This window comes from Isoptericola sp. Y541 (genome assembly GCF_059445465.1).
The window spans coordinates 121576-142403 of sequence record NZ_JCAIUJ010000003.1; the positions used below are offsets into that span (position 1 = coordinate 121576).

Here is a 20828-nt window from a genome sequence, read left to right on the forward strand (position 1 = left end):
CAGCCTTCCTGTCTCCGGGGTCCGCGACCGGACGACGGAGGCAGGGAAATGACACAGCCGGCCGGCACCACGGGTGCCCTGGCGGGGGCGAGCGCGGCGGAGGACGCCGCGATGCGGCGGGCGCTGGAGCTCGCGAGGCAGGGCCCCGCCCGCGGGCCGAATCCGCGGGTCGGGTGCGTGCTGCTGAGCCCCGACGGCCGCGTGCTCGCCGAGGGATATCACCGTGGCGCGGGCACCGCGCACGCCGAGGTCGATGCGCTGCTGCGGGCGCGCGAGGCCCACGGTCCGGATGCCGCCAGCGGGGCGACCGCCGTCGTCACCCTCGAACCCTGCGCCCACCGCGGCCGTACCGGCCCGTGCGCCGACGCGCTGCGCGAGGCCGGGGTGGCGCGCGTCGTGCACGCCCAGCGCGACCCCAACCCCGCCGCCTCCGGCGGCGGCGCCCGGCTGCGCGCCGCGGGCGTCGACGTCGCGAGCGGGCTGCTCGCCGACGAGGCGCGCGCCCTCAACGAGACCTGGACGCGGGCGCTCGAGCTCGGCCGCCCGGTCGTCACCTGGAAGCTCGCCAGCACCCTCGACGGGCGATCGTCCGCCGCCGACGGCACGTCGCGTTGGATCACCGGCCGGGCGGCGCGCCGCGACGTGCACAGGCTGCGCGCCGGCGTCGATGCCGTGCTGGTCGGGACGGGCACCGCCCTGGCGGACGACCCCGACCTCACCGTGCGGCACGGGCACCTGCGCGGGCCACAGCCCGACCGCGTCGTCGTCGGCCTGCGCGACCTGCCGTCGTCGTCCCGCCTTGCGCGCGCCGCCGCGGCGGGGGAGGCCGTGCACCACCTGCGCACCCACGACCCGCACGCGGTGCTCGACGCGCTCTGGCACCGCGAGCACCGGCACGTGCTGCTGGAGGGCGGCCCCGCGCTCGCCGCCGCCTTCTGGCGCGCCGGGCTCGTCGACCAGGTGGTCGCCTACGTGGCACCCGTGCTGCTCGGCCTCGGAGCCCCCGCCGTCGCCGACCTGGGCATCGGCACCATCGCGGACGCCGCTCGCCTCGACCTGATCGACGTCACCGTGCTGCCCGCCCCCACGGCCGGCGACGCAGCGGACCCCACCGACACCACCACCGTGCGGCTCACCCTGCGGCCGCGGAAGGAGCGCTGAGCCATGTTCACCGGGATCGTGGAGGAGCTGGGCACCGTCGTCGCAGTGCGCGAGGACGCCGACGGCGCGCGGCTGACCGTCGCCGCCGAGACCGTGGTGGGGGGCACCCGGCTCGGCGACTCCATCGCCGTCGACGGCTGCTGCCTGACCGTGACCTCCGTCGAGGGCGGGGAATGGACCGCCGACCTCATGGCCGAGACGCTCAAGCGCACCAGCCTGGGCACCCGCGAGCCCGGCGACCGCGTGAACCTGGAGCGGGCGCTCGCGGCCGACGGGCGGCTCGGCGGGCACGTGGTGCAGGGGCACGTCGACGGCGTCGGCACCGTGCTGTCGCGGACGCCCGGCGAGCGGTGGGAGGTGGTGGAGATCGCGCTGCCGGTGGACCTCGCGCGGTACGTCGTGGCGCAGGGGTCGATCGCCGTCGACGGCGTGAGCCTCACCGTGGTGCACGCGGGCGACGAGTCGTTCACGGTGAGCCTCATCCCCGAGACGCTGGCCCGCACGACCCTCGGGCGCCGCGGCGCGGGCGAGGCCGTGAACCTCGAGGTGGACGTACTGAGCAAGTACGTGGAGCGGCACCTGTCGTACGGCGCTGTGCAGGGCCTGCGCGCCCCCGCCGGGAGCGGGGCGGACCGATGAGCGCGGGGACGGCTCGGGAGGCGACGGCGGCACGGGAGCGTGTCGCGCGGGCGATCGCGGACGTCGCCGCCGGGAGGGCCGTCGTCGTCGCGGACGACGCGGACCGGGAGAACGAGGGCGACCTCATCTTCGCTGCCGACGCCGCGACGCCGGAGCTCATGGGCTTCCTCGTGCGGCACTCGAGCGGGCTGGTGTGCGTCGGGACGTCCGGCCGGACGCTCGACCGGCTGCGGCTGCCGCTGATGGTCGGTGAGAACCAGGACGCCTATCGCACGGCCTACACGGTGACCGTGGACGCCGCCGCGGGCGTGACGACGGGCATCTCGGCGGCCGACCGGGCGCTGACCGCCCGGGTGCTCGCGGACCCCTCGTCCGCGGCCGGCGACCTCACCCGGCCGGGGCACGTGCTGCCGCTGCGGGCCCGGCCCGGCGGGGTGCTGGAGCGCCGCGGGCACACCGAGTCCGCCGTCGACCTGGCCCGCCTGGCCGGGCGCGGCGTTGCCGGGGTGCTTGCCGAGCTGGTGCACGACGACGGCACGATGATGCGGCTGCCCGCGCTGCGGGAGTTCGCCGCCGAGCACGGGCTGACGCTGATCAGCGTGGCCGACCTCGTCGCGTACCGGCGGGCCACCGAAATGCTCGTGGAGCGGGTCGCGGTCACGACCCTGCCGACGACCCACGGCGAGCTCACCGCCGTCGCCTACCGGGACACGCGGACCGGCGACGAGCACGTGGCGCTGGTCGCCGGTGAGCTCGACGCCCTGACGGACCCCTCCGCCGGCCCCGTGCTCACGCGCGTGCACTCCGAGTGCCTGACGGGCGACGCGTTCGGCAGCCTGCGCTGCGACTGCGGGCCGCAGCTCGACGAGTCGCTGCGCAGGATCGTTGCCGAGGGCCGTGGGGTCGTCGTCTACCTGCGGGGTCACGAGGGCCGGGGGATCGGCCTCGCGGCCAAGCTCGCTGCGTACGCCCTGCAGGACGCGGGCCTCGACACCGTGGACGCCAACCTCGAACAGGGCCTGCCCGCCGACGCCCGCGACTACACCGCCGCCGCGCACGGGCTGCGCGACCTCGGCGTCGGCGCCGTGCGTCTGCTCACCAACAACCCGGCCAAGCAGGCGGGGCTCGAGGACGGCGGAGTGGAGGTCGTCGAGCGGTTGCCGCTCGCCGTGCCCACCGACCCGCGCACGCTCGGCTACCTGCGCACCAAGCGCGACCGCATGGGTCACGACCTGCCGCACCTGGGCGGCGCCCCGCGCGACACCGGACTCGACACCGGACTCGACACCGAGCTCGACACCGCTGGAGGAACGATGACGCAGCACCCGCTGACCACCGCCGCAGGGACCGCCCGATGAGCGGCGCGGGGGCGCCGGCGACCGCGCCGGTCGACAGCTCGCACCTGCGCGTGGCCGTCGTCGCCGCGAGCTGGCACGAGACGGTCATGGACGGCCTGCTCGACGGCGCGCTGCGGGCGTGCGCGGACCACGGGGTCGTCGAGCCGCGCGTCGTGCGCGTGCCAGGCTCGTTCGAGCTGCCCGTCGCCACCCAGGCGCTCGCGGCCGCCGGGTACGACGCCGTCGTGGCGCTGGGCGTCGTCGTCCGCGGCGGCACGCCGCACTTCGACTACGTGTGCGCCGCCGCGACCGACGGTCTCAGCCGCGTGGCGCTCGACCACACCGTGCCCGTGGGCTTCGGGCTGCTGACGTGCGACGACGAGCAGCAGGCGCTCGACCGCGCCGGCCTCGAGGGCTCGCACGAGGACAAGGGCTACGAGGCCGCCGCCGCCGCGCTGGCCACCGCGCGCGTGCTCGGCGAGGTGCGCGGAGCACGCCCCGACGCGGCCCTGGTCGATGCAGAAGCAGCGTCCGACCTGGGGTAGTATTTCCGTCGGCCCTCCGGGTGACATCCTTGCTGGTGTCACGACTTTGAGGGCCGGCGGGCTGTGGCGCAGCTTGGTAGCGCACCTGACTGGGGGTCAGGGGGTCGCAGGTTCAAATCCTGTCAGCCCGACAGATGCGAGGCCCGGGATGAAGCCGATCCCGGGCCTTCGTCATGTCGCCGCCGATACCGAGGTGCACACCTCGCCCCTCAGTTCCTGTCGGTGAGGCGACTGAAGGCGCCACTGGCGCTCCCACGACTGGGCCCTCCGAAGAGGCCACCTCCGACAAAGGCACCTGGGGCACCTGGCGGCCTCGGCGAGACCAACACCGAGACCTCCCTGGAGTCGACCGTCGGAGAGGTCCACATCGCCGCGTCGGCCGACCGGAAGGTCGCGGGCGGCGGAAGAGGAGTTGGCCCTGGACGGTACGCCCCCGGGCCGGATCGGCGAGGAGCCGGTTCGCCTGCGTTCGAGCCCGCCCGGCCTGTATCACTCGGAGAACCCAGCAACTCTCTTCTTTGTAGACGCGTCGGCCTAGCCGTCCCCGGCAAGCCGGCCGCATGACTCACGCTGGCGGAAGGCACGACGATGGCTGAGTTCTTCAAGGGTCGGTGGCGCGGAACGGTCACCGGCAGGACGGCTCTTTTCGGCCAGCGGGTGCTGGTCACCAGCGGTGGGAGCGGCAACGGCGCCTACAACGGCGTCGTCGGCAACAGTTTCGAGTTCTCGGACGCGCAGGTCGAGCTGCAGTGGAACGACGGCGAGGGTTCCGGCTGGCAGCCGAGCGGGGTCATCAGTGCGGTGGGCCAGACCAGTCCGCTGGTGATCGCACGCTTCCTCAGGGCGGACGACAACTTTCCCGACAAGCGCGACGGCGACTTCGACGACCTCACGGTGAGGTTCGAGTGCCTTGATGCGCCGTTCGCGGTGGACCAGCGGCCGTTCGCCGTCGAGCGCGGCAGCAAGGTGATGCTCCCCGACGGGGTCTTCGATACCTCCCAGGGCGTGCAGTACATGGGCGTGACCGTGCGCAACTCCTGGTTCTTCGACTGGCAGTCGACCTTCCCCGCGACGGGGATGAAGATCGGCATCTCGCCGCAGTCCCGTGCCTCGCTGGCCGCCCAAGGCATCGTGGTGCACGACGACTGGCAGCCCCGCGAGCAAGAGGCGTTCGGCCAGGTGGTGGACGGCGGCTACGTCCTGGTGCCGGATCTCGACGTCGGCGAGACGACAACGGTCTACTTCAAGCTCGACGTCGCGGCCGCGGGGCCGTCCAAACCCACCATCGGGTTCGTCGCCCAGCGGGCAGCCTTCGACCCGCGCTTCGACGAGCCCTCGCGCGTGGTGCGCAAGCAGATCTTCATCAGCCGCAGTTCGTTCGACCCGGTGACCAAGGAGCTCGTCTGCGACGTACCCGAGGGCCGCCTGCGGGCGCGGGTGACCTCCATGGTGGTCGACCTCAAGGCCGCCAATGACGCGGCAAAGGACCTCATCGCCTGCCTGAACCAGGTCGCGGCCGGCCGGCAGGCGGCGACCCGGCCCGGCCGCGGAAGGCCCGGAACGTCCGGCCACGGCTCAGGCGAGGGCGACGAACTTTCCCGCCTGCGCGACCTCGTGCTGGCATGCTGTGGAGCACCGTCGGACACGAAGTGCTGCGACTGCGGCGGGCAGGACCCCTGCCGAGGCCGCTGCGACCGCCCCGGCGGCCCGTGCATCCCCTGCGACCACGGGGACGGCGACCACGACGACGGCGGCTGGGGCGGGGGCAGCGGGAGCGACGGCTGGTGCCGGGTCAAGCCCGTCGGCTGGCTCCCGTTCGCCATCGAGTACTCGATCGAGCCCAACCCTGCTTACGCGGGGCAGCTCGGGCCGCTGGCGTTCGAGGACCCGTGGTGGAAGGTGGTGCTGATCATCGTCGCGGTGCTGCTGGCGATCGCTTCCCTGGTCTACGACTACGTCAGCGCCGGCCAGGACCCGCAGTACGTCATCGGCTCCGTCCTGCGCAACGGCGACGCCATGACCAACGGGGTCGACGCCGCGGTCAGCAGCCTCAACGGCTCGCGCGGCGTCGACCTCGGATCGCAGGACGCGCAGGGCGACGACGTCAACAACGGCCGGCCGATCGAGGCGCTCGGAGGCGTGATCTCTCTCGACCGCACCGACAACGGTGCCTTCGGTGTCGAACCGCCGACCGTGGGCAACGTCGTCTGGAAGTCCGGTGGCCGCAGCGGCACGACGCGCGGCGTCGTGACGAGCGTGACCTATGCGACCAACGTCCCCTACGACGCCCACGACACCATCTCAGGCACGGTCAGCTTCACGAACCAGGTGCTCGTGGAGCAGATCGTAGGGATGGAGCAGCCGCTGTCCCAGGGCGGCGACTCCGGTTCCGCATGGGTCGACCTAGCGACGAAGCGCCCGGTCGCCCTGAACTTCGCCGGCGACACCGAGGACCTGGGCGTCTCCGCCGTCGGCAACCCCCTGACCGAGGTGGTCGACCGCCTCGGCATCCGGTTCAACACCTGACCCGCACCCACGTTCGGAGGACCCGCCATGAACACCTTCGACGACGCCGTAGCCGCCGCGATCGCCGCCGCCGAGGCGCACGAGACCGAGCTGCTCAGGATCCCGGGCGTGATCGCTGTCGGTGTCGGGCCGCGACGACGAGGCGGCGTCGTCACCGACGAGTTCGCCGTCGTCGTGACGGTCAGGACCAAGCGCAGCCCCGACGAGCTCGAGGCCGACGACGTGCCCGCGCTTCCCCACGAGCTCGGCGGTGTCCCGGTGGACGTCGTCGAGCAGGGTGCCCCGGCCGAGGCCCCCGAGATCGTCGCGTCCCAGACTGCCGCGGCTGCCGCCCTCGACCGGATCCGCGAGGAGTGGCTGGCCGAGCCGAACGTCACCGGGATCGGCGTGGCCTACAAGGTCACGGGCGGGACGACCGACTACCGGACCGTCGCCCTGACCTTCTTCGTGGCGCGCAAGCTCACGGGCGAGCAGCTCGAACGCCGTCAGCTTCGCGAGGTGCCGCGGGAGATCGACGGCGTTCCGACCGACGTCCGGGAACTGCCGCAGCTGCGCCCGACCGGCGCGTCGGGGTCGCGGGACGACCGCAAGGACCCACTTGTCGGTGGGATCACCGTCGGTGTCAACACGAAGCCGTTCTGGTACGGGACCCTGGGGTCGGTCGTCTTCGACCGAACCAGCGGCGACCCGCTCGTCCTGAGCAACCAACACGTGCTCGACGGCGCGCCCGGCACGCCGGTGGTGCAGCCGTCCCCCGTCGGGCTGGACGACTCGCTCGAGATCGGGTTCCAGCTCGACGTGTGCAACCCGCTGCACTTCTTCCGGCTGGACTCACCGAACACCACCGTCGGCACCGTGCTCGCGGGGGCAGCGGTCGCGGCCGTGGTCGCGGCGGCACTGAGCGACGAGATCGACCCGACCCGGCGCGGGCAAGAGGCGACGGTGCCACCCGCCGGAGCGCTGACGGTGCGCGAGTCGACATCGGTCGCGCTCAAGTACCCCACACTGCCCGTTCCCGGTACGCATTTCGCCGTCGACACGGACTGGGAGTACACGCGGCACACGACGGCGGCGGACCTCACCCACGAGGTGAGCGAGTCGAAGGTCAACCCGCACGTCCTCACGGACAAGTTGCTGCTCACCGACCGGACGCACTACGCGCCCGGCGAGACCATCCGGCTCTATGCGCTCATCCTCCCCGAGCGCTGCGCACCCCGCGGCGACCAGCCCGACGAGCACGTGGAGCTCACCCCCGAGGAGATCGCCGCGTTCTCCCGGCGCACGGGCCCGGCGCCGGTGCGGCTCGGCCAGTTCGTGAGCGCACCGCCCGAGGTGACGAGCGAACAGCCCGGGCCGGCGTCGGAGGGGCGGGACACTGCCGGCAGCACGACGGCGTCGGCACGGGCGATCATCGTCAAGCGCTGCCGCTGCTCCAGCTTCCAGGTGACTGCCCTGCTGGCCCCCAGCGGGATCGACAGCACCTATCCCGTCGTGCTCCGCGAGCCCGTCCGGGCGCAGAAGGAGGAGGCGCTCACGGGACTCGTCGCGACCCTGCAGCGCATCGACGACCCGAAGCTCATCGAGCGCGCGGTGCGGATCCTGCGTCACGGCTGCCTGTACACCGGCGCGATGCAGGCGATCGACGTCCCGCTCGGCGAGTGGAAGCACTACCTCTACGTCCAGACGGTGAACACCGCGGGCGCGGGCTTGAAGCCGACCGAGGCGGCGCAGATCATCGGGGGCCTTCCCGTCAGCCAGAACACCGTGCCGCAGCTCGACGTCGCCTGCGGGCCGCTCGTCGTCGAGGACGGCCAGTTCGACATCGAGCTGATCTGACTGCAATCGGCGCCGCCGTGCATCGGTGATCAGAAGCGGATCCTCCTGAGGTAGTCGTACCCGACGTCCGCCGTCTGGAGGTACGTCACGTCCGGGGTGTCGTTCTCGACGATGTACTCCTCCACCTCCTGCGCGCGGAAGAACCGCTCGAAGTCGATGAAGCCCGTGCCGAGGTCGGCGTGGCTCGTCTCCTCGGGGCCTGTGGTGTGGCGGTCCTTGACGTGGTACTGCCGCACGCGGAGCGGTGACCTGCGGATGGTGCGGATGGCGAACCGCTGGGCGGCGTCGTTGGACAGCCCAAGGTTCACGCCGCCGGTCACGACCCAGTAGATGTCGATCTCGAGGTGCACGTATCGGCGGTCGAGCCTAGACGTCAGCACGTCCCAGGGCGTGATGCCGCCGCCGAGATCGGTGGTGAACTCGTGGGCGTGGTTGTGGTAGCCGTACGCGAGTCCGTACTGCCGTGCGACGCGGCCCTCCCGGTTCATCTGGTCGGCCCACTGCGTCCAGTCCGACAGGGACGCCGAGTCCAGGAACGGCACCACGACGTAGCGCTGGCCGAGGGTGACGGCGTTCTGGAACTTCTCATGCATGGCCGCCCGGGATTCGGAGATGCCGTCGTGCGACGACGTCGCTCGCAGACCGATGTCGTCGTAGAAGGCGCGGAGCTCTCTCGCCGTCCTGCCGAAGTAGCCGAGCGCCTGCTCCACCCGTGGATAGCCGGTCCGGGCGGCGGCGGTGAGGGTTTCGTCGTAGACGCCGGGTCCCCACGGCTCGCCGAGGCCCTCGCGCACCGTCCACAGCTGGAGGCTGATGCGCCCGGGCGGAACCCGGCGGCCCCTGGAGGGCCACCGGTGCTGGTGCGGGTGCGCGGCCGCGGTCCCCGCGGCGGCGCCCGTCAGGGCGAGCCCGGCCGCTCCGGTGGCGGCGACCCGCAGCAACGCGCGACGGGACGGGCCAGCGGGCTCGGGCGCGCCCGGGGTGTCGAGCGAACGGCGCAACGCTTCGTCGCCGTCGTAGCCGTAACACATGATTCGACTCCTCTTCGTTGAGGCATCAGGAAAGGGGGGTGCCCGGCCGTCGCCGGCCGGGCACCCGTCGTGCCGTCACTCGGTGGGCACGAGCACCACCTCGTCGCTGCCGGTGAGGCCGGGGAGGCCATCGGTCCCGGGATCGGTGTATTCGGCGACGAAGACGCCGCGGAGCGTGTCGTTCCCGGGGTCGTGGCCCGACGGCACCGTGGTGACGATCGAACCCGTGCAACCGGACGCGGTGGTCTGCGGGTGGCCGTGGTCGTCGTGCCCGACGACGAAGGTCACCTCGACCAGGGCGCAGTCCACCGGCTGGTCGTCCGTGACCGCGACCTCGTAGGTCACCGTGTCCCCGAAGGAGAACTCCTGGCCCTCGACCGGGGTCACGAAGCTCACCTGCGGGGTCTCGTTGCCCACAACGATGTCGACGTCGGCCGAGGCGTGCCGTCCGCGGTCCCGCCCGCCGACGTCGGTGACGGTCAGGGTGGCGCGGAACACGCCGGGCTCGTCGTAGGTGTGGGTCGCGTCGGGTCCACGCGCGTCGACGTCGCCGTCACCGTCGAAGTCCCACGCGTAACGGAGCCGGTCGCCGTCCGGGTCGGTCGTCCCCGCGCTGGAGAAGGTCACCGTCAGCGGGTCGAGGCCGGAGGTGACGTCGGCACCGATGACCGGGACCGGGCTGTGGTTCCCGCCGCGGCCGATGTGGTCGTACCGCGCGAGCTGTGCGTCGGGGTTCTCTGCGAAGTACCCGTCGCCGTACTCGAGGACGTAGAGCGCGCCGTCCGGCCCGAACTCCATGTCCATCGGGTTGTCGAACACGAACGAGGGCAGCACCGGCTCGATCTCTGCCAGCCCGCCGCGCCTGTCGAGGTGCATGGCCTTGACGTAGTCGCGCGTCCACTCGTAGAACAGCGGGACGCCGTCGTAGTAGGACGGCCACGCGACCGCCCGCGGCCGCTGGGCGTCCTTCCGGTCGAACTGGTACACAGGGCCGGCCATCGGTCCGATGCCGTCGTCGTCGCCGACGCTGAGCTCGGGGAACTCGGCGGACACGCCGTAGGAGTACCAGACATCCGGTTGCAGGACCGGTGGGAGCACTGTCCTCCCGGTGTTGTGCGAGGAGTCGTTGACCGGGCGGGTGCAGTCGAACGGCTCGCCGGACTGCCCCGTCGCGAAGTCGTAGTCGACATAGGGCAGCTCCGCCGTCGCGCAGAGCGGCCAGCCGTAGTTGGCCGGCCTGTCGACGATCGTCCACTTGCCGTGCCCTGCCGGACCGCGCGCGGGGTCGGCCTCGCCGGCGTCGGGGGAGTAGTCCCCCACGTAGACGGCGTCCGTGTCCGGGTCGATCTCGATGCGGAACGGGTTGCGCAGCCCCATCGCGTAGATCTCCGGACGGGTGTCCGGAGCGCCGGGCCTGAACAGGTTGCCCTTCGGGATCGTGTAGCCCCCGCCGCGCTTCGGCGTGATCCGCAGGAGCTTGCCGCGCAGGTCGTCGGTGTTGCCCGCCGTGCGGCGCGCGTCGAACGCGGGGTTGGTGCCGGGGGAGTCGTCGATCGGGGTGTACCCGTCCGAGGAGAACGGGTTGGTGTCGTCCCCGGTCGAGAGGATCAGGTTGCCGTCGGAGTCGAACACGATGTCGCCGCCGACGTGGCAGCACATGCCGCGGTCGACCGGGACGTCGATGATCTGCTGCTCCGAGCCGAGGTCGATCTCGCCGCGGTGGTACTGGAACCGCGACAACCGGATGAGTCCCTCGAACGGCGCGAAGTCCTCCGGCGTCCCCGTCGCGGGCGCGTCGCCCTCGTTGACGTCGGGGGTCGAGGGGTCGTCGACCGGGGTGTCCAACGGCGGCGAGTAGTACATGTAGATCCAGCGGTTGGTCTTGCCGTCGAAGTTCGGGTCGAGGGCGATGCTCTGCAGTCCCTCCTCGTCGTGCTGGTAGACGTCGAGCTCGGCGATCATGCGGTTGACCCCGGTGGCCGCTTCGTTGAGCCAGACCTCGCCGGCCCGAGTGACGTGCAGGACGTCGTTGTTGGGGAGCACGGCGAGGTCCATCGGCTCGCCGGGCCGGTCGTTGAGCGTGACCTTCTGAAATCTGTCGTCCGGAGGTGGGTCGTCCGTGGTGGACGCCTGTCCGGTGGTGACGAACGCGACTGTCAACAGCGCGGCCGCTGCGCCGGTCGCGACGTTGCGACGAGCATTTGTGCGCACAGTGCCTTCTCCCGTCTGGCGACGACTCACCTGTGGTGCGGGTGGTTGTCACCGTGGTCGAGTCAGCAAGACGAAACGATCATGCCGTGCGCAGGAGCCGGTCGCGACCCCTCGGACGAATCGCTCCAGGTGGTTGCCCGGAGCTCCGTGAGCGGGTCCGGGCCTTCGTCGTGCTCGAGGATGGAACGGGTGGGTGGCGTCAGGCACGCGTCAGCACGGTCGCGGCGATGACGACGTTGCTGACGATCGTGGCGGTGACGGTCCGCGCCACGGCCTCGGCCGCGGCGCGGGGCTCCCCAGTGGACTCGCTCGAGCTCCTGGGCCCGCGCGATGACGGGGCTGCTCCAGGGAATCTCGCGGTGGAACTGCGGGAGCGTCCCGCTGCCCGAGATCACCGCGGTCGACGAGCCGGTCCAGCAGTGGGGACGCCGAAGCGGAGATGCCGTTGTGGGCGTAGATCGTGTTGTCCTGCGAGAGGCTGGGGAGGCGGCCTCTGAGCCGTGCTGCCGGGTGCGGCGCGCGATCGTTGCCGCGCGCCGGGCATGATGGTCGCGTGCCTGACGACGCCCGCCCCGGTCTGCGAGTGACGCCCACGCTGGCCATCCCGGAGACGGAGCTCTCCTGGCGTTTCTCCCGCTCGTCGGGTCCCGGCGGTCAGGGGGTCAACACGGCCGACTCGCGCGTCGAGCTGTCGTGGGACGTCGAGGCCTCGAGGGTCCTGAGCGACGCGCAGCGCGCCCGGATCGTCGAGCGACTCGAGCGCCGCCTGGTCGGGGGAGTGCTGACCGTCGTGGCGTCGGAGCACCGCGCGCAGCTGCGGAACCGGGAGGCCGCGCGGGATCGGCTGACCTCCCTCGTCGCCGACGCGCTCGCCCCGCCCGGGCCGCGCCGCCGTGCGACGCGGCCGAGCCGCGGGTCCGTCCAGCGGCGGATCGAGGGGAAGAAGCGCCGTGCGGGGGTCAAGCGGATGCGGCGTCCGCCGCAGGACTGACCCGCCGCCGGGCGCACGGCGGCGGTGACGGCCCTCGTCGTGGGGCCCGGGCCTCAGCCTTGGGCCATGTCGCCCGTGGCGGGAACGCCGTCGGCGAGGCCGTAGTGCAGGAACACGACGCCCAGGGGGCTGGCGGCCGGTGGCTCCAGGAGCCGGAGGTTCGTGGGCACCTCGCCACCGTCGAAGAGCTTCTTGCCCTCGCCGAGCACGATCGGGTGCACCCAGAGGTCGAGGCGGTCGAAGAGCTTCTCCCGCAGGAGGGTCTGCACCAGGTCGAGGCTGCCGACGACGCGTACGTGCTCGTGCCGGTCGCGGATCTCGCGCACGGCGGCGGGCAGGTCGGGCCCCAGCCGGGAGGACCCGGCCCAGGTGAGGTCGGGGGTGCCGCGGGAGGCGACGTACTTCGGGATGCGGTTGAAGAGGGTGCCGAAGTCGTCCTCCTGGTGCGGCCAGTAGGCGGCGAAGATGTCGTAGGTCCGCCGTCCGAGCAGAAGGGCGTCCGTCCCCTCCGCGTACGCGGCGGCGATCTGCGCCCCCGCGACCTCGTCGAGCAGCGGTGCCTGCCAGCCGCCGAAGGCGAACCCTTGCGGGTCCTCCTCGGGGCCGCCGGGCGCCTGCGCGACGAGATCGAGGGTGGCGAACACCTCGAGATGGATGAGGCCCATGATTTCTCCTGACGGGTGGCTCCGGTCACGAGGGGAGACCCGTGACCGGAGCCGAACTCATCGGGAGTGCTCAGACCTTGGGCGCGAACGGGTTGTCCAGCCGCGGGCCCGTCGATCACTGACCAGGTCGGGCGCCACGGCCAGCGCGGGCGCGGCGCTCATACCGCCGACGGCCGCCAGCGCGGCGCGGCGGGGTGAACGTGTCGGTGCTCGAGGAGTGATGCAACGTGGCGTCTTCAGTCCGGTCATGGACGGGCGTCGACGTCGGGGGCGGGCTCCCAGAGAAACCTTCCACTGTGAGGTTTTGGGAGTAGGCTCTGCGAAGGCTTCCGGCGCACCGCGGCGTACTTCTGCATGCGGGGCGACGGAAGTCGCCCCAACGACCACGCCAAAGGAGCTCCAGATGTCCACCACGTCCGTGCAGCTGTACTCGCTGCGCGATGCCATTGCCGCCGACCTCGACGGCGCCGTGGCCCGTGTCCGCGAGATCGGGTACGAGCAGGTCGAGCCGTACGCGTTCGTCGAGCGCGTCGCCGACTTCGAGCGCGCGTTCGCTGCGAACGGCCTGACCGCGCCGTCCGGTCACGCCGCCGTCATCGACGCCGTCGACCCGGACGTCGTGTTCGACGCCGCCGCCCGGCTCGGGATCGGGATCGTCATCGACCCGTTCGTCCCGACCGACCGCTGGCAGACCGCCGACGACGCGAAGAAGATCGCGGACCGCGTCAACGAGCTGACCGCCCGTGCCGCCACCCACGGCCTGCGCTTCGGTTACCACAACCACCAGTGGGAGTTCGCCAACAAGGTCGACGGCCGGCCCGTCTACGAGCTCTTCGTCGCGCAGCTCGCCCCCGAGGCGGTACTCGAGGTCGACACGTTCTGGGCGACCGTCGGCGGCGCCGACGCCGCGGCCGTGCTGAAGACCCTGGGGGACCGGGTCGTCGCGATCCACGTCAAGGACGGCACCGTGTCCGGCGACATCGCCACGGTGCTGCCGTCCAGCGAGAGCGCCCTGGTGGTGCCGGAGGCCCTCAAGGCCGCCTTCGACAACCAGGTGCCGGCCGGTCAGGGCGACGTCGACGTGCCGGCGATCCTCGCCGCCGCGCCGCAGGCGATCCGCGTGGTCGAGTTCGACTCCTACGCGGGCGACATCTTCGAGGGCATCGCCTCTTCCTTCGTCTGGCTGCGGGAGAACGACAAGTGAGCGGGGTGGGCGTCGGCATCATCGGTGCCGGGAACATCTCGACGCAGTACCTCGGCAACCTCACGAAGTTCGCCGACGTCGAGGTCCGCATGGTCGCCGACCTGCGGCTCGACCGGGCCCAGGCGCAGGCGGAGGCGTACGGGGTACCGTCCGCCGGCACCGTCGACGAGCTGCTCGCCCGCGACGACATCGAGATCGTGCTGAACCTGACGGTCCCGGCCGTGCACGCCGAGGTCGGGCAGCAGATCGTCGCGGCCGGCAAGCACGTGTGGAGCGAGAAGCCGATCGCGACCGACCACGCGTCGGCCGCCGAGCTGCTCGCCGCCGCCGAGACCAAGGGCCTCCGCGTCGCGTGCGCGCCGGACACCGTGCTCGGCGCGGGCATCCAGACGGCTCTGCGGGCCATCGCCCGCGGGGACATCGGCGAGCCGCTCACCGCAACGACGATGTTCCACGTGCCCGGGCCCGAGGCTTGGCACCCGGACCCCGACTTCCTGTACGCCACGGGCGCCGGCCCGCTGTTCGACATGGGGCCGTACTACGTCACGACCCTGGTGCACGCGCTCGGCGGCGCGTCCCGGGTGCAGGCCGTGTCGTCCAAGTCCGTCGAGCAGCGGACGATCGCGTCGGGCCCGCGCGCCGGGGCCACGTTCCCGGTCGAGGTGCCGACCCACCACGCCGCGCTCATCACGTTCCGCGGCGGCCAGTCGGCGCAGTCCACGTTCTCGTTCCAGCACGCCCTGCCGCGGGCCGGCTTCGTCGAGATCAACGGCACGCTGGGCACCATCGTGCTGCCGGACCCGAACAACTTCGACGGTGACTCGACCCTCTGGCGCTACGGGAGCGACGAGCCCACGACGCTCGAGGCCACCGGCTCCACCTGGGGCCGCGGTACCGGCGTCGTCGAGCTGGCCCGCGCGATCCGCGACGGCCGCCCCGAGCGCGCCTCCGGCGCCGTCGCGCTGCACGTCCTCGACGTGCTCCTCGGGATCCGCGACGCGGCCGAGTCCGGGACGGCCGTCGAGATCGCCTCGAGGGTCGACCCGATCCCGCCGCTGCCGGAGGACTTCGACCCGGCGTCGGCGTCCGTCTGAGCGCTCGCCGGTTGAGCCTGTCGAAACCACGAACCGGGTTTCGCCGGTTGAGCCTGTCGAAACCACGAACCGGGTTTCGACGGGCTCAACCGGCGGGGCGGGTTTCGACGGGCTCAATTAGCGGGGCGGGTTTCGAGAGGCTCAACCGGCGGGGCGGGTTTCGACGGGCTCAATTAGCGGGGCGGGTTTCGAGAGGCTCAACCAGCGGGCGGGTTTCGACGGGCTCTACCGGCGGGCGGGTTTCGACAGGCTCAATCAGCGGGCGTAGCCGGGGGCGGCACCAGCCGCTCGAGCAGCTGCAGCACCCGCGCGCCGTCGACGGCCTCCGGGTCGAGCAGCCACTGCACCTGGATGCCGTCCGACGCGGCGATGGCGAGCGCGGCGAGCTCGCCGACGTCGACGTCGGGGTCGATCCGCCCGGCCTCCTGGTCGGCCCGGACGCGCTCCGCGAGGTCCGCGCGCAGGCGCGCGAAACGGGCCCGGAAGAACTCCCGCGTGACCGGGTGGCTCTCCTGCACCGCGTCCCCGGCGAGGGTCGTGTAGAGCTGCACCAGCCCGGGGACCTCCCGGTTCAGCACCGCGCTCTCGCGCATGCCCCCGACCGCCGACGCGGGCGACGTGCCGGAGCCACCGCGCTGCGCCTCGTGCTCGTGGTAGACGGCGACGAGGAGGTCGTCGCGGGTGGGGAAGTAGTGCCGCAGCGCGGCGTGCGAGATCCCCAGCGCCTCGGCGATCGACCGGAGCGAGGACGCGTCGACGCCCTGTTCTGCGACCATCCGGATCACCTGGTCGAGGATCTGCGCTCGGCGGGCGGCCCCCTTGGCGTAGCCGCGCCGGGGAGCCGCCTCGTCGTGCCGTGCGTCTTCCGGTGCGCTCACCCCGCCAACCTACCGACCTCCTCAGAAGTCGAAGTCGCCGATGTTGTCCTTGGTGAACCGGAACGGGTCGCCGAGCAGGACGGTCGTGTCGGCGTCGACGGTGAAGTCGCCGAGGTCGCCGGCGGTGAACGTGTCGCCCTCCTCTCCGGTGATGGTGCCCTCGACCAGGGCGTCGGCCGCGAACGCTGCGAGGTAGCCGAGGTCCTCCGGGTTCCACAGCGCGAACTCGGTGACGGTGCCGTCGTCGATGTACTCCCGCATCTGGTTCGGCGTCCCGAGGCCGGTGATGGCGACCTCGCCCTTGGCGTCGGAGGTCGAGACGTAGCGGGCCGCCGCGGCGATGCCCACGGTGGTCGGCGAGACGATGCCCTTGAGGTCCGGGTGGGACTGCAGGAGGGCGGCGGTCTTGTCGAACGACGTCTGGTCGTCGTCGTTGCCGTAGACCGTGTCCACCAGGGTGATGTCCGGGTGGTTGTCGGCCAGGTCCTGCTCCATGAGCTCGATCCAGGCGTTCTGGTTGGTGGCGTTGGCGCTCGCGGACAGGATCGCGATCTCGCCGGCGTCGCCGATCTGCTCGGCGATCATGTCGACCTGGACCTTGGCGATGCCCTCGGGGGACGCCTGGTTGATGAACAGGTCGCGGCACGCCGGGTCGGTGTCGGAGTCGAAGGTGACGACCTTCGTCCCGGCCTGCCGGGCCTCGTCGAGCGCGTCGCAGATCGCCTGCGGGTCGTTCGCCGAGACGATGAGCGCCTTGGTGCCCTGCTGCGCCGCGGTGTTGATGAACGACACCTGGGCGTCGGGCGACGCGGTGTCGGGGCCGACCTCGGAGAAGGTGCCCCCGAACTCCTCGGTGGCGGACTTCGCGCCCTTGGTGCTGGTGTCGAAGTAGGGGTTGCCGAGGTTCTTCGGCAGCATGACCACCGAGACGTCGCCGCCCCCGCCCCCGGTGTCGTCGCCTCCGGATCCGCCGTCGTCTTCCGAGGAGCATCCTGCGAGTGCCAGTGCTGCGGTCATCGCGAGGGCTGCCAGGGCAGCCGACCGCCGGGTCGTGAACTTCATCTTCATCGTTCTTCCTTTCGGACGCGCGCGGGTGGGTCGGGCACGGTGGTGCGCCGGCGTCGGACGAACCAGCCGAAAACGCTCGGGGAGATCACCGACAGCACGAGGAGCGCGCCGATGATGATGTTGATGACGTTGACCGTGACGCTCTCCAGGCGCAGCGCGCTGGAGACGACGCCGATGAGCAGGACGCCGGCCAGCACCCCGGGCAGGGCGCCGCGGCCGCCGAAGATCGACACCCCGCCGAGGAGCACGGCGGCGACGACCTGGAGCTCCAACCCGCTGGCGTTGTCGCCGCGCGCGCTGCCGTACCGGAGCGTGAAGTAGACCCCGGCGAACGCGGACACGGTGCCCGTGAGGACGAAGAGGAGCAGCTTGGTGCGTGCGACGCCCACCCCGCTGAAGTGCGCGGTGTCCTTGCTGAGGCCGATGTCGTAGACGCCGCGGCCGAACGGCGTGAAGTGCAGCAGCACGACGAACGCGGCGGCGAGCACGACGATGGGGACCAGGACCAGGGGGAGCTGGGTCTCCCCGAGGCGTGCGGTGGCGAGGTCGGTCCAGCGGTCGGGGAAGTCGGTCACGGCCTTCGTGCCGAGCAATCCCACCGCGACGCCGCGGAACAGGGCGAGCGTGCCGATGGTGACGGCGAGCGACGGCAGCCCGACCCGGGCGACGAGGAAGCCGTTGAGCAGCCCGCACACCACGCCGACGAGCAGCGCGACCCCCGCGGCGGCCGGCACCGACCAGCCCCCCTCCACGAGCACGCCGAGGGTGACGCTGCTGAGTCCGACGACGCTGGCGACCGACAGGTCGATCTCCCCGGTGATGATCACGAGCGTCATCGGCAGCGCGATGAGCAGGATCGGCGTGGTGTCGAGCACCAGGTAGGGCAGCGTGAGCGGGCTGCGGAAGTTGTCGACGTACTGCAGCGACGCCACGACCACCACGACGAGGAGGGCGATGGTGCCCGCCTCGCGGGTGAGCAGGACGCGCCGCCACCACGGCCGGGCGTGGGCGGCGTACGTGCGGGCGGAGCTCGTCATCGGGCATCCCTCGCTTCGACGAGCCTGCGGGCGTTGCGTGCGGCGAGCACGCGGTCGAGGACGATCGCGCCGATGATGAGGACGCCGACCACGGCCTGCTGCCAGAAGTCGGGGATGCCGAGGATCGGCAGGGCGCGGTTGATGGTGATCAGCAGGACGGCGCCGAGGGCGGCGCCCCACACGGTGCCGCTGCCGCCGAAGATGGCGACCCCGCCGATGACGGCGGCCGCGACCGCCTGCAGCTCTACGCCGAGCCCGGCGCCGGAGCTGATGGTGCCGTAACGCGCGGCGAACATGATGCCGGCCATCCCCGCCAGGGCGCCCGAGAGGGCGAAGGCGCCGAGCACGCGGCGGCGCACGGGCAGGCCGAAGAGGACCGCGGCGTCGGGGTCGGAGCCGATCGCGTACAGCTCGCGACCCCCTCGGGCGGTGTGGAGGTAGTAGCCGACGACGGCGAGCACGGCGACGGCGAGGATCGTCAGCACCGGGATCGTGAGCACGGTCCTCGTGCCGAGCGCCAGGAACTCGCCCGGCAGGTCGGAGGCGTTCACGCGGTTGCTGCCGGCCCACGACAGGACGACGCCGCGGTAGATGTACAGGGTGCCGAGGGTGATGACGAGGGCGGGCACCCTGCCGAACCCGACGAGGACGCCGTTGAGCAGGCCGAGCGCGGCGCCCGCGGCGACGGCGACGAGGAACACGACCGGGATCGGGAGGCCGGGGTTCGCGATGAACAGCCGCCCGCTGAGGTACGCGGTCAGGGCGAGGATCGAGCCGACGGACAGGTCGACGTTGCGCGTGACGATCACGACGGCCTGGCCGACGGCCAGCACGACGAGCACCGACGGCGTCAGGAGCAGGTCGCGCCAGCTGTTCGGGCTGAACAGGAAGCTCTCGGTCGCGACGGTGGCGGCGGCGATGACGACGAGCAGCACCAGCGCGACGGCGAGCTCGCGCGAGCGCAGCACCGTGCGCCAGGCGCGCCGCGCGGGGGAGAGCCGGCTGGGCTCGACGAGCTGTTCGGTCACGGGTGGTGCTCCAGGGACGCGGTCGCGGCGTGCATGACGGCCTCGGCGGTGGCCTCGTCGCGCGGCAGGTCGGCGGTGATGCGGCCCTCCGCGACGACGAGGACGCGGTCGGCCATCCCGAGCACCTCGGGCAGCTCGGAGGAGATCATGAGGATCGCCATGCCCTGGCCGGCGAGCTCCGACAGCAGGCGGTGCACCTCGGCCTTCGTGCCGACGTCGATGCCGCGCGTGGGCTCGTCGATGATCAGCAGTGTCGGGGTCGTGGCGAGCCACTTGGCGATGACCACCTTCTGCTGGTTGCCGCCGCTCATCGTGGCGCCGGTCATGTCGAGGGCGTTGGTCTTCACCTCGAGGCGCGAGGCCCAGGGCGCGGCGACGTCGCTCTCGCGCCGCGTGGTGAGCAGGCCGAGCCGGGAGATCCGGGACCGGATGACGGCGGTGACGTTGCGGGCGACCGAGGCGTCGGTGACCAGGCCCTGCTGGCGCCGGTCCTCGGGGATCAGGGCCATCCCCGCTCGGACCGCAGCCCGCGGGCTGTGCGGCGGCACCGGCCGCCCGTCGAGGTGCACGCCGCCGGCGTCGTACGGGTCGACGCCGAAGACGGCTCGGGCGATCTCGCTGCGGCCGGCCCCGACGAGCCCGGCCAGCGCGACGATCTCCCCGGACCGCACGCGGAACGACACGTCGTGGAACACCCCGGCGCGCTGCAGGCCCCGGACCTCGAGCCGGACGTCGCCGACGGCGGCCGGCGTCTTGGGGAACAGGTCGTCGACGGCCCGCCCGACCATGTCGGTGACGATCTGTGAGATCGAGGTGTGGGAGACGGCGGCGGTGGACACGTACTCGCCGTCGCGCAGGACGGTGACGTTGTCGCACAGCTCGACGACCTCGTCGAGCCGGTGCGAGATGAACACCAGGGCCTTGCCCTCGTCGCGCAGGCTCCGCGCGACCTGGAACAGCCGGCGCACCTCGTGCCCGGACAGCGCCGCGGTGGGCTCGTCCATGACGAGCACGCTCGCGTCCAGCGAGATGGCCTTGGCGATCTCGATGATCTGCTGGTCGGCGATCGACAGGCCCTCCGCGGGCCGCAGCGGGTCGATCCCCACGCCCAGCCGGGCGAACAGCCGTGCCGACTCCTCGCGCATCACCCGGCGGTCGACGCGGCGCCCGGGCTTCAGCGGGTGGCGGCCCATGAAGATGTTCTCCATGACGCTGAGGTCCGGGAACAGGGTGGGTTCCTGATAGATGACCGCGACGCCCGCAACCTTCGCCTCGGACGTCGTCGTGAAGTCGACGTCCTGGCCGTGCAGCCGGAACGTCCCGCCGTCGCGGCGATACAGGCCCGAGAGGATCTTCACCAGGGTCGACTTTCCGGCCCCGTTCTCGCCGACGAGCGCGTGGATCGACCCGGCGTCGACGCGTAGCGCGCCGGAGCGCAGCGCGACCACGGGGCCGAACGCCTTGCGGACGTCCAGCAGCTCGAGAACGGGGGCCAGGGGCGGGCTCGCCACAGGCTCTCTCCCTCCGACGTCGTTGTCGTGAGCGATTCCTAAAACGATTCAAGATCGATGCCACTG

The 20828-nt window shown here is 72.1% G+C and carries 17 protein-coding genes and 1 tRNA gene; 10 read left to right on the forward strand and 8 right to left on the reverse strand.

The annotated features are described in order from the left end of the window. The first annotated feature begins 48 nt into the window (after positions 1–48). The 7 genes from ribD (at position 49) to AC1C2V_RS08955 (ending at position 8044) form a co-directional block, all read left to right on the forward strand. Complete coding sequence (gene ribD / locus AC1C2V_RS08925) at positions 49–1161, forward strand: bifunctional diaminohydroxyphosphoribosylaminopyrimidine deaminase/5-amino-6-(5-phosphoribosylamino)uracil reductase RibD (protein ID WP_495389238.1); 1113 nt, start codon at positions 49–51, stop codon at positions 1159–1161. A gap of 3 nt (positions 1162–1164) precedes the next feature. Beyond that, positions 1165–1800, forward strand: coding sequence for a riboflavin synthase (locus AC1C2V_RS08930; protein ID WP_495389239.1), 636 nt, complete (start codon positions 1165–1167; stop codon positions 1798–1800). Next, positions 1797–3158 carry a bifunctional 3,4-dihydroxy-2-butanone-4-phosphate synthase/GTP cyclohydrolase II gene (locus AC1C2V_RS08935; RefSeq protein ID WP_495389240.1) on the forward strand — a complete coding sequence of 454 codons (1362 nt, stop codon included), beginning with the start codon at positions 1797–1799 and terminating at the stop codon, positions 3156–3158. The genes AC1C2V_RS08930 and AC1C2V_RS08935 overlap by 4 nt, the downstream gene beginning before the upstream one ends. Next, positions 3155–3682, forward strand: a complete 528-nt coding sequence (gene ribH / locus AC1C2V_RS08940) for a 6,7-dimethyl-8-ribityllumazine synthase (RefSeq protein WP_495389241.1) — start codon at positions 3155–3157, stop codon at positions 3680–3682. The genes AC1C2V_RS08935 and ribH overlap by 4 nt, the downstream gene beginning before the upstream one ends. 57 nt (positions 3683–3739) lie before the next feature. Further along, positions 3740–3813: transfer RNA gene (locus AC1C2V_RS08945), tRNA-Pro, on the forward strand. A gap of 457 nt (positions 3814–4270) precedes the next feature. After that, complete coding sequence (locus AC1C2V_RS08950; RefSeq protein WP_495389242.1) at positions 4271–6208, forward strand: hypothetical protein; 1938 nt, start codon at positions 4271–4273, stop codon at positions 6206–6208. A 27-nt stretch (positions 6209–6235) separates the two neighbouring features. After that, positions 6236–8044: a hypothetical protein gene (locus tag AC1C2V_RS08955; RefSeq protein ID WP_495389243.1), complete on the forward strand. Its 1809-nt coding sequence runs from the start codon at positions 6236–6238 to the stop codon at positions 8042–8044. Between the two features lie 29 nt (positions 8045–8073). Here the strand turns inward: AC1C2V_RS08955 and AC1C2V_RS08960 are convergent, their stop codons facing one another. Together AC1C2V_RS08960 and AC1C2V_RS08965 are read right to left on the reverse strand one after the other, a co-directional pair. Continuing rightward, complete coding sequence (locus AC1C2V_RS08960; RefSeq protein ID WP_495389244.1) at positions 8074–9075, reverse strand: sugar phosphate isomerase/epimerase family protein; 1002 nt, start codon at positions 9073–9075, stop codon at positions 8074–8076. Positions 9076–9150: 75 nt separating this feature from the next. Further along, positions 9151–11286, reverse strand: coding sequence for a PQQ-dependent sugar dehydrogenase (locus AC1C2V_RS08965; RefSeq protein ID WP_495389245.1), 2136 nt, complete (start codon positions 11284–11286; stop codon positions 9151–9153). 553 nt (positions 11287–11839) lie between these two features. Between AC1C2V_RS08965 and arfB the strand changes: the two genes are divergently transcribed. After that, positions 11840–12277: an alternative ribosome rescue aminoacyl-tRNA hydrolase ArfB gene (gene arfB / locus AC1C2V_RS08970; protein WP_495389246.1), complete on the forward strand. Its 438-nt coding sequence runs from the start codon at positions 11840–11842 to the stop codon at positions 12275–12277. Between the two features lie 53 nt (positions 12278–12330). On the opposite strand, the gene AC1C2V_RS08975 is transcribed toward arfB, so the two are convergent. Further along, the gene (locus tag AC1C2V_RS08975; protein ID WP_495389247.1) at positions 12331–12942 is read right to left on the reverse strand and encodes a dihydrofolate reductase family protein; all 612 of its coding nucleotides are present in this window, start codon (positions 12940–12942) and stop codon (positions 12331–12333) included. Between the two features lie 403 nt (positions 12943–13345). On the opposite strand from AC1C2V_RS08975, the gene AC1C2V_RS08980 reads away from it, so the two are divergent. Together AC1C2V_RS08980 and AC1C2V_RS08985 are read left to right on the forward strand one after the other, a co-directional pair. Continuing rightward, positions 13346–14146 carry a sugar phosphate isomerase/epimerase family protein gene (locus tag AC1C2V_RS08980; protein ID WP_495389248.1) on the forward strand — a complete coding sequence of 267 codons (801 nt, stop codon included), beginning with the start codon at positions 13346–13348 and terminating at the stop codon, positions 14144–14146. Then, a complete protein-coding gene (locus tag AC1C2V_RS08985; RefSeq protein WP_495389249.1) occupies positions 14143–15240 on the forward strand; it encodes a Gfo/Idh/MocA family protein in 1098 nt (365 codons plus the stop codon). Before AC1C2V_RS08980 ends, AC1C2V_RS08985 begins: the two co-directional genes overlap by 4 nt. A gap of 251 nt (positions 15241–15491) precedes the next feature. Here AC1C2V_RS08985 and AC1C2V_RS08990 read toward each other — a convergent pair whose 3' ends face one another. Genes AC1C2V_RS08990 through AC1C2V_RS09010 form a run of 5 tightly spaced genes read right to left on the reverse strand, consistent with a single transcriptional unit; the run spans position 15492 to position 20762 of the window. After that, positions 15492–16118 carry a TetR/AcrR family transcriptional regulator gene (locus AC1C2V_RS08990; protein WP_495389250.1) on the reverse strand — a complete coding sequence of 209 codons (627 nt, stop codon included), beginning with the start codon at positions 16116–16118 and terminating at the stop codon, positions 15492–15494. Positions 16119–16139: 21 nt separating this feature from the next. After that, positions 16140–17180: a rhamnose ABC transporter substrate-binding protein gene (rhaS, locus tag AC1C2V_RS08995; protein ID WP_495389251.1), complete on the reverse strand. Its 1041-nt coding sequence runs from the start codon at positions 17178–17180 to the stop codon at positions 16140–16142. A 2-nt stretch (positions 17181–17182) separates the two neighbouring features. Then, positions 17183–18223 carry an ABC transporter permease gene (locus AC1C2V_RS09000; RefSeq protein WP_495389252.1) on the reverse strand — a complete coding sequence of 347 codons (1041 nt, stop codon included), beginning with the start codon at positions 18221–18223 and terminating at the stop codon, positions 17183–17185. Next, positions 18220–19251, reverse strand: coding sequence for an ABC transporter permease (locus tag AC1C2V_RS09005; RefSeq protein WP_495389253.1), 1032 nt, complete (start codon positions 19249–19251; stop codon positions 18220–18222). The genes AC1C2V_RS09000 and AC1C2V_RS09005 overlap by 4 nt, the downstream gene beginning before the upstream one ends. After that, on the reverse strand, positions 19248–20762 hold the full coding sequence (locus tag AC1C2V_RS09010) for a sugar ABC transporter ATP-binding protein (protein WP_495389254.1): 1515 nt from the start codon (positions 20760–20762) through the stop codon (positions 19248–19250). Before AC1C2V_RS09010 ends, AC1C2V_RS09005 begins: the two co-directional genes overlap by 4 nt. Between the last annotated feature and the right edge of the window lie 66 nt (positions 20763–20828).

Coding starts and splice junctions, on each gene's coding strand:
- ribD (WP_495389238.1), top strand. CDS start 49: ATGACACAGCCGGCCGGCACCACGGGTGCCCTGGCGGGGGCGAGCGCG.
- AC1C2V_RS08930 (WP_495389239.1), top strand. CDS start 1,165: ATGTTCACCGGGATCGTGGAGGAGCTGGGCACCGTCGTCGCAGTGCGC.
- AC1C2V_RS08935 (WP_495389240.1), top strand. CDS start 1,797: ATGAGCGCGGGGACGGCTCGGGAGGCGACGGCGGCACGGGAGCGTGTC.
- ribH (WP_495389241.1), top strand. CDS start 3,155: ATGAGCGGCGCGGGGGCGCCGGCGACCGCGCCGGTCGACAGCTCGCAC.
- AC1C2V_RS08950 (WP_495389242.1), top strand. CDS start 4,271: ATGGCTGAGTTCTTCAAGGGTCGGTGGCGCGGAACGGTCACCGGCAGG.
- AC1C2V_RS08955 (WP_495389243.1), top strand. CDS start 6,236: ATGAACACCTTCGACGACGCCGTAGCCGCCGCGATCGCCGCCGCCGAG.
- AC1C2V_RS08960 (WP_495389244.1), bottom strand. CDS start 9,075: ATGTGTTACGGCTACGACGGCGACGAAGCGTTGCGCCGTTCGCTCGAC.
- AC1C2V_RS08975 (WP_495389247.1), bottom strand. CDS start 12,942: ATGGGCCTCATCCATCTCGAGGTGTTCGCCACCCTCGATCTCGTCGCG.
- AC1C2V_RS08980 (WP_495389248.1), top strand. CDS start 13,346: ATGTCCACCACGTCCGTGCAGCTGTACTCGCTGCGCGATGCCATTGCC.
- rhaS (WP_495389251.1), bottom strand. CDS start 17,180: ATGAAGTTCACGACCCGGCGGTCGGCTGCCCTGGCAGCCCTCGCGATG.
- AC1C2V_RS09000 (WP_495389252.1), bottom strand. CDS start 18,223: ATGACGAGCTCCGCCCGCACGTACGCCGCCCACGCCCGGCCGTGGTGG.